Origin of the sequence: Microcystis sp. LEGE 08355 (genome assembly GCF_015207185.1) — a bacterium.
GTDB lineage: Bacteria > Cyanobacteriota > Cyanobacteriia > Cyanobacteriales > Microcystaceae > Microcystis > Microcystis panniformis.
Genome location: NZ_JADEXI010000242.1, coordinates 1 through 6,687, shown reverse-complemented (window position 1 = coordinate 6,687; position 6,687 = coordinate 1). Strand labels below are relative to the sequence as shown.

Sequence of the window (6,687 nt, the reverse complement as noted above, 5' to 3'; positions counted from 1 at the left end):
CTATCGGGAAGATTAACGGTAAAAAAGGCCACTGCCGATACATAAATTACCGCCACAAAAATCAGAAATCCTTGAAATAAATCGGTAATTACCCCACCATAAAAACCACTGGCCACCGTATAAATTAAGGTTAGAAGAATTAATATCACCGAAGCAAGACGATCATCCATACCCAGAAACTGCCCTAAAAATTTCCCCCCCGCAACGGAGAAATAACTCATCGCACCGATAGAGAATAAGAGAGTGGCGACGGCGCTAATAATTCGGGCAAAATTCCCCTGTTTTCCCGGTCCGAAGCGAAACTGCATCCATTCCGCCATGGTCATAACTTGGGCGCGACGATTCCATTTGCCCATAAAAGCCATGAGAAAGGCCATAATTAGGACAACACCGCCGCGGATTTCGATAAATAATCCTTTGGGGCCGACGGCGTAAATCAGGGCAGAAATGACCATAGTTCCCGCTAAATCGGTGTTAGCTGCCATTCCCGACACCCCTAACATCCACCAAGGCAAATTGCGATTACCTAAAAAGTAGGATTCTAGACCTTGAGAAGCTTTTTTCTCGGCGATAATCCCGATTATTAGGGTTCCTGCTAGATAAAGCAGCACAATTACATAATCAATTAACTGCATAGTTGAAATCAATTTAACTTTCGATCGTTATAGCATCAATTGACTACGATTTCTGGCTAACGGTTTCTTTTTCTAAGATTTGCACCCGTTGCTCCAGCTTTTTTAAATCTTCCTTTAATTCAATTACTAAAGTGGCTAAACGCTGGAACAGTGGGTCAGTTTCCCCGACTACTTCCCCATTTACTATACCCGTTCCCGATCGCCGTTGGGGAATCGGAGCGGCATTTTCCCCGCGGATGGTTATTCCTCGGACTTGACTTTCAAGGCGCTCGACTCGATTGCGGAGACTAATTAAATCCGATCTTACCGCCGTATCCGATTGTGCTTTGCTGGCATTAACAAAACTCAGTATTAGCAAAAGGGAGATAATCAGCGTTAAAAAGCCAGAAAAAGAGATTTTAGCTATTTTCATCGATTTTACCCCCTATCTATCCTACCCAACTTAATGTTAAGAAACGTGGCTAAATCTAAAGCTTGATTGCAATTCCGCCCCCGGGTGATTAGTTGCTCAAAAGAGGATGATAAGGTAAAAAGCACGATTTTGTCGAAATTTGGCCTTATCTCTATGTATAAAAACTCAGACAAAGATTTTCTCGGAGCGGCAATCACAGCCGGTTTAGGTGCGGGAATCGTCACTTCTTTTGCTGTCAATCAAGGACAAGACATCGGTACAGCTTTAGGAATTACCGCTTTAGCGGCTCTTTGCGGTGTTATCTGCCGTCATTTTGACCTAATGTGATGCAATCTTCCTCACACCTCCAATTCTGCCGAAAAATCCCGTTTTTTCTCGTATTGATAGGGACCGAGCAGGGCGCCCCAAATTCCCTTACCAGTGCCGGGATCTAGACCTTTATCGTAGGTTTTTAGGCTATGACTCGTCACCTCGAAACCTAAAGCCACCTGATAGGTTGTACCCTCATAGGTGAATTGACAGCGCTGTTCCGGTTGCGGTTGGGCGATAAACTGGTATTGATGATCAGCGAGAGTATGGACTTGAACCGCTAAAGTGCAGGTATGCAGAAAAGTTAGGTCTTCTAAGCTAATTTTTCGCAAAATATCGGGATTTTTGCCCGCACCTTGCACGGATTTCAGGTCATTAAACATATAGTGCCTAACCTCTAACCCTCCCGATTCCGAGCGCGTTAATCGCCACAGTCGCGGTCGGTAGGGTTGGTCTAAATTGATGATACTGGCCTGTTCGGCAAAAAGAGCGATGCTGTCTTCTCGAAATAAAGGCAGCGGACGCAACCATAAACGCAGGTGAACGTACCACACCGGTTCTGCTTGCGCTTGCCGTTGATTTTCAAATTCACCCGCGAGATACCGACCAAAAGTGATTAATTCAGGGGTCATAGCTCAAAAAACTCTCCTTATTGCCTCAAAATTAATCCTAAAACCCATAGAAATCACTTTTTTGACAAAAATGACCTTCAAGCTACCAAAACCCGCTTAAACCCAGCTATTCCTCCTTTAGTGTACCAATATTCCCAGCGACCGCCAGTAGCACTAGACCAATCCTTGAGGTCAAATTTACCGCTGCCGGAGGGAGTTCCTGCGATGCGATAGACTTTCACCGCTTGACCGTTATTATTCCAGATTAAAGGCCGATCCGGCTCCATCTGTTCGGGTAGAGTCCCGTTAGTTTGCAGAAAATAGGCATCTTGTCCTTTATCGGTGCCGTTGCCATAGACTTTGGCCATACCATGCTCATCGATCGCCAGAAAAGCACCTTCTTCTAAACCGATAGCGTAGGCAGGTAGTTGATTGTGATTATCGTGTACATTGCGGGCTAAAAAACCAAAAAGGCGACCATATCTTGTTTCGGGATGATCTTGATTGAGTCGATCCAAATGGGTATCTGTCACCACTTTTTTGAGAAAAGGAACCCGAATAAAATCACTCCGATAGAAGTCTTTGGTGTTGAAGTGAAAGGGATTATTTAATATTTCTGAACTCAGTACTCCTTCGTGAGTAGGCGCATAGTAAAAATCCCCCAGAATAGCCATTCCTGCGCTGGTTCCCGCCACGGGAACTTTTTTGTCGTTGATCAGATAATTGATCGCTGTTTCCACCTTTGTGCTTTCCCACAAATCCTCGTACTGATTTTGATCACCACCGGCAAAAAAAAGGATATCGGCATTACGAATATATTCGATAACATCAGGATTATTCGCCCCTTCACGACTATCAATTGATAGTTCCGCCGCCGAGCCGATCAGGGAGGGATAATTGTCGCAAATCCAATCGGCTTGACCACCAAGATCGCCAAAGCGCAACACTAAGTAATTGCCGCCTTTAGCTCGATTTAATAACCATGTGGTCGCTTGATCTTCTCCTAACTTACCTCCTTCCGCTCCCCCGATTAATAAAATACCCGATCGATGTTTTACAGACTGAAAATTGGCTTTTCCACAACGACAAGAATAATGGAAATCTCGATCATGATTGTTTGGCATAGTCTTATACCCTCTCCCCTTAGCTTACTCCTTCTATCCTAGCTTTAACCAGGACAAAATCAGAGTTTTCTACCATAAAAGTTAACAACAAAGCCTCTCTATGGCTGAAATCGGTAGCGGCAAAACTCCCTAGTTTACATTTTGTTAAAAATCGTCCTATAATAATTCAAGGCTAGAAACTGGCAATTATTACTGTTGAAGTTGGGAATCGGCGGGCGATATGTTAAATAGACGTTCTTTTTTGCAAGGATTAGGTACAATCGCCCTAGCGGGGGGGTTAAATGGCTGCGCTTCCAGAAGCGGCGAGCCGAGCATTTTTCTCCTGTCTGGTTCAATTCCGCTGCGATTGCTAACAGATTTTCAGAAAACTATTGCCGAAAAAAAAGTCAATTTTCAGTCGGAAAGGCAGCTGAAAGAGCTATTAAAATTGTTGGAAAAATGGTTAAAAAATCAGGAGCAACCAGCCTCACAATTTCCGATTCCTATCCCTTTTACGGAACAAAACCCAGCGATCGGTAATTTAGTCACCCTAGGAGATGCTTGGCTAGGAAAAGCGATTAGCAACGGTTTAATTCAACCCCTAGATACTTCTCAACTCTCTAATTGGTCAAAACTGCCCCTCCGTTGGCAAGAAAACATGACTCGCAATGCCCAAGGACAACCCCAAACAGAGGGGAAAGTCTGGGCTGCGCCCTACCGTTGGGGAATGACAGTAATTGCCTATAATGAGGAAAAATTCGCTCAATTTGACTGGCGGCCACAGGATTGGTCCGATCTATGGCGACCGGAATTAACCGGTAAAATTGCCCTAATTGATAATCGTCGGGAAGTCATCGGTTTAACCCTAAAAAAATTGGGTTATTCTTATAATTCTAGTGATTTAAAACAAGTAATGGGACTAAAAGACCAGCTATTCGCTTTACAAAAACAGGTAAAATTTTATAGTTCTCAATATTATTTACAACCCCTGATACTCGGTGATGTCTGGCTATCTGTGGGTTGGTCTAATGATATTTTACCAGTGAGCAATCGCTATAATAAAATTAAAGTTGTTGTCCCCAAATCTGGTACTTCTCTCTGGTCAGATGTGTGGGTAAAACCGGTTTTAACTACTCCTAATTCTCTTGTCCAGCAATGGATTGATTTTTGTTGGCAACCAGAATCCGCCACTAAAATTTCTTTATTTACCTCTGGATTATCCCCCCTAATTCTCACTGAAAATCCCGACCAAATTTCCCCAGATATTAGAAATAATCCTTTACTTGTTAATCCAGAAGCGATCAAAAAAAGCGATTTTTTAAACCCTTTATCGCCAGCAACCGAGCAAGAATACGAGCAGTTGTGGCAAGCAATGCGACAGTCAGTATAGTCATACTAACTTCGTTGAGTACAGGCTACTTATGAGGACAGGCAACAGGCAACAGGCAACAGGAGGAATAAATAATCAGTCTTTAATAACTGGATTTGGTATCAGGAGACAATAGACAGAATTCTGCGAGAATATTGAGGTAAAAAATACATTTACCTAACTGATTCTAACTGATAACTGATAACTGATAACTGATAACTGATAACTGCTCACTGCTCACTGATAACTGATAACTGATTAAGCGGTTTGACTTTGGGTTTCTTGGGCGAGAAAAGTAAGGATAGAAGCTTTCTCAATTAACCCCAAAACCGTGCCGTTTTCTTCTACCACTGTCACTTGAGATAAATTTTCTCCTTCCAAAATTTTCACCACATCTAGGAGGGAAGTATTAGACAAAACCAGTTTGAGACTTTCGCTAGTTTGTAATAACCGGCCGATATTTACCTGGGTCCATTGGGAAGTGGGAATCGTTTTTAGCTCCTCTACATTAATCACCCCTAATAGTTTACCTTCGCTATCGGTAACTAGGAATTTAGACCATTGTTGTTTACCGATAACATAATTATTAGCAAACTCGCGCAGGGTTAAATTAATCGGAACTACAGGACTATTAGGAGAGATAACATCTTTAGCACTGTAGCGACTTAGGAAATCTTGAACCTTAGCTGATTGAGCGGAAAAGCCAGCATTTTGTAGGAGGAAAATGCCAATTAATAGCGTCCAAGCACTGCCAAATTGACTGATTCCGAGAATTGATAGCGCACCGATGACAATCGCTAACCAACCAAAAAATTGACCGAAACGACTGGCGAATAAAACCCCTTTATTGGGATTGCCCGTTACTTGCCAAACGATGGCTTTAAGGATATTACCACCATCTAAAGGTAAACCGGGGATCAGGTTAAATAAACCCAGGGCGAGGTTGATATAGGCCAGCAGAGAAAGAATCGCCGCCATGGGCGCATTTAAACTAATATTAAGACCAATAATTCGGAAGATACCAAAGAGCAGTAAACTAACTAAAGGGCCAGCAATTGCTACTAGAAAAGCTTCTAGAGGAGTCTTCGATTCTCTGCCGAGAGTTGCCAAACCACCGAATAAAAAGAGGGTAATTGATTTGACTTCAATACCTTGGGCGATGGCAACAAAACTATGACCTAATTCATGGGCAACCACGGAAGCAAATAGGAGAATAGCGGCAAAAAATCCCAAGAGCCAGGGCATAATTCCCGTCAACTGGGGAAACTGACTTAAATCTCGCCCATAGGTTAAGGTAATTAACCCCAGAACAAAGAACCAAGAAGGATTAATATAAAAGGGAATTCCAAAGAGATTCCCGACTCTAATGTTGCCATTCATTTTGTATCTTCTCCAATTATGGGGGACTAACGCCAAGAAAATTAGGTTATCAATTACGCCATTCACTTCTGTTAACAATTGTAACAAAAATGAAAATCTCCCCTGCATTCCTTCAGGGAGTAAAAACCGTCATCACTGTTGTTCGGTTATTTTCGTAGGAGAATTAAATCAATGATTAATTATTTACGGGGACAAGCGATCGAGGTGATCAAAACCCCCAATAACCGACTGATCTTGATTTTAGACGTAAACCAGATCGGTTACGAAATCCAAATTCCCTCGCGATTAGCCCTAGACATCGACAAAGATAACAATGATAGTCGTCAGATTTTTACTCACCTACTCCTTCGCGAGGAGCAGCCTTTATTGTACGGTTTCGGCACCGCCCCAGAGCGAGATCTGTTTCGTCAACTGCTTTCCGTCAATGGGGTTGGGGCGCAATTAGCCCTAGCTTTAATCGATACCTTGGGGATTGAGGAACTTTTGGTGGCGATAGTGACAGGAAATACCAAAATTTTGAGCAAAACCCCCGGAGTTGGCTTAAAAACAGCAGAAAGAATCGCTTTAGAGTTAAAAACTAAATTGGCAGCATGGCGACAGCTAAAAGAAGCGACGACGACAACCACGGCAATACTACCGGCAGCGGAAATCCTCGAAGATGTGCAGATGACCCTTTTAGCTTTAGGATACAGCCAAGAGGAGATCGATCGAGCTATCGCAGTCCTCAGTCAAGATGCTTTATTTAGTAAAAATACTCAGCCAGAAGACTGGATTAAAGGAGCCATTAATTGGCTAGGTTAAATCAGTCGTCAGGAGTCAGGAGATAGGAGTCGATAGATAGGGTGATGGGGTGATAGGGATTTAGGGG

The 6,687-nt window shown here is 42.9% G+C and carries 7 protein-coding genes and 1 pseudogene; 3 read left to right on the top strand and 5 right to left on the bottom strand.

The annotated features are described in order from the left end of the window. Both IQ242_RS13285 and IQ242_RS13280 read right to left on the bottom strand, forming a co-directional pair. Window positions 1–635 (bottom strand): annotated as a pseudogene (locus tag IQ242_RS13285) (sodium:solute symporter); the annotation flags it as partial. 43 nt (window positions 636–678) lie between these two features. Next, window positions 679–1,047, bottom strand: a complete 369-nt coding sequence (locus tag IQ242_RS13280) for a hypothetical protein (RefSeq protein WP_193960294.1) — start codon at window positions 1,045–1,047, stop codon at window positions 679–681. Window positions 1,048–1,200: 153 nt separating this feature from the next. On the opposite strand from IQ242_RS13280, the gene IQ242_RS13275 reads away from it, so the two are divergent. Further along, complete coding sequence (locus IQ242_RS13275) at window positions 1,201–1,374, top strand: hypothetical protein (protein WP_002791720.1); 174 nt, start codon at window positions 1,201–1,203, stop codon at window positions 1,372–1,374. A gap of 11 nt (window positions 1,375–1,385) precedes the next feature. Here IQ242_RS13275 and IQ242_RS13270 read toward each other — a convergent pair whose 3' ends face one another. Both IQ242_RS13270 and IQ242_RS13265 read right to left on the bottom strand, forming a co-directional pair. Further along, window positions 1,386–1,988, bottom strand: coding sequence for a chromophore lyase CpcT/CpeT (locus IQ242_RS13270; protein ID WP_193960293.1), 603 nt, complete (start codon window positions 1,986–1,988; stop codon window positions 1,386–1,388). Between the two features lie 77 nt (window positions 1,989–2,065). Next, complete coding sequence (locus IQ242_RS13265) at window positions 2,066–3,091, bottom strand: cyanophycinase (RefSeq protein WP_193960292.1); 1,026 nt, start codon at window positions 3,089–3,091, stop codon at window positions 2,066–2,068. 220 nt (window positions 3,092–3,311) lie between these two features. On the opposite strand from IQ242_RS13265, the gene IQ242_RS13260 reads away from it, so the two are divergent. Next, window positions 3,312–4,460 (top strand): substrate-binding domain-containing protein, encoded by a 1,149-nt coding sequence (locus tag IQ242_RS13260; protein WP_193960291.1) that lies wholly within the window; start codon window positions 3,312–3,314, stop codon window positions 4,458–4,460. A gap of 237 nt (window positions 4,461–4,697) precedes the next feature. On the opposite strand, the gene IQ242_RS13255 is transcribed toward IQ242_RS13260, so the two are convergent. Then, window positions 4,698–5,927, bottom strand: a complete 1,230-nt coding sequence (locus tag IQ242_RS13255; protein ID WP_193960290.1) for a site-2 protease family protein — start codon at window positions 5,925–5,927, stop codon at window positions 4,698–4,700. Window positions 5,928–5,990: 63 nt separating this feature from the next. On the opposite strand from IQ242_RS13255, the gene ruvA reads away from it, so the two are divergent. Continuing rightward, a complete protein-coding gene (gene ruvA / locus IQ242_RS13250; RefSeq protein ID WP_193960289.1) occupies window positions 5,991–6,620 on the top strand; it encodes a Holliday junction branch migration protein RuvA in 630 nt (209 codons plus the stop codon). Window positions 6,621–6,687: the final 67 nt, after the last annotated feature.

Excerpts from the sequence above, each read along its gene's own strand:
- IQ242_RS13280 (WP_193960294.1), bottom strand. The coding sequence starts at position 1,047 with ATGAAAATAGCTAAAATCTCTTTTTCTGGCTTTTTAACGCTGATTATC.
- IQ242_RS13275 (WP_002791720.1), top strand. The coding sequence starts at position 1,201 with ATGTATAAAAACTCAGACAAAGATTTTCTCGGAGCGGCAATCACAGCC.
- IQ242_RS13270 (WP_193960293.1), bottom strand. The coding sequence starts at position 1,988 with ATGACCCCTGAATTAATCACTTTTGGTCGGTATCTCGCGGGTGAATTT.
- IQ242_RS13265 (WP_193960292.1), bottom strand. The coding sequence starts at position 3,091 with ATGCCAAACAATCATGATCGAGATTTCCATTATTCTTGTCGTTGTGGA.
- IQ242_RS13260 (WP_193960291.1), top strand. The coding sequence starts at position 3,312 with ATGTTAAATAGACGTTCTTTTTTGCAAGGATTAGGTACAATCGCCCTA.
- IQ242_RS13255 (WP_193960290.1), bottom strand. The coding sequence starts at position 5,927 with ATGCAGGGGAGATTTTCATTTTTGTTACAATTGTTAACAGAAGTGAAT.
- ruvA (WP_193960289.1), top strand. The coding sequence starts at position 5,991 with ATGATTAATTATTTACGGGGACAAGCGATCGAGGTGATCAAAACCCCC.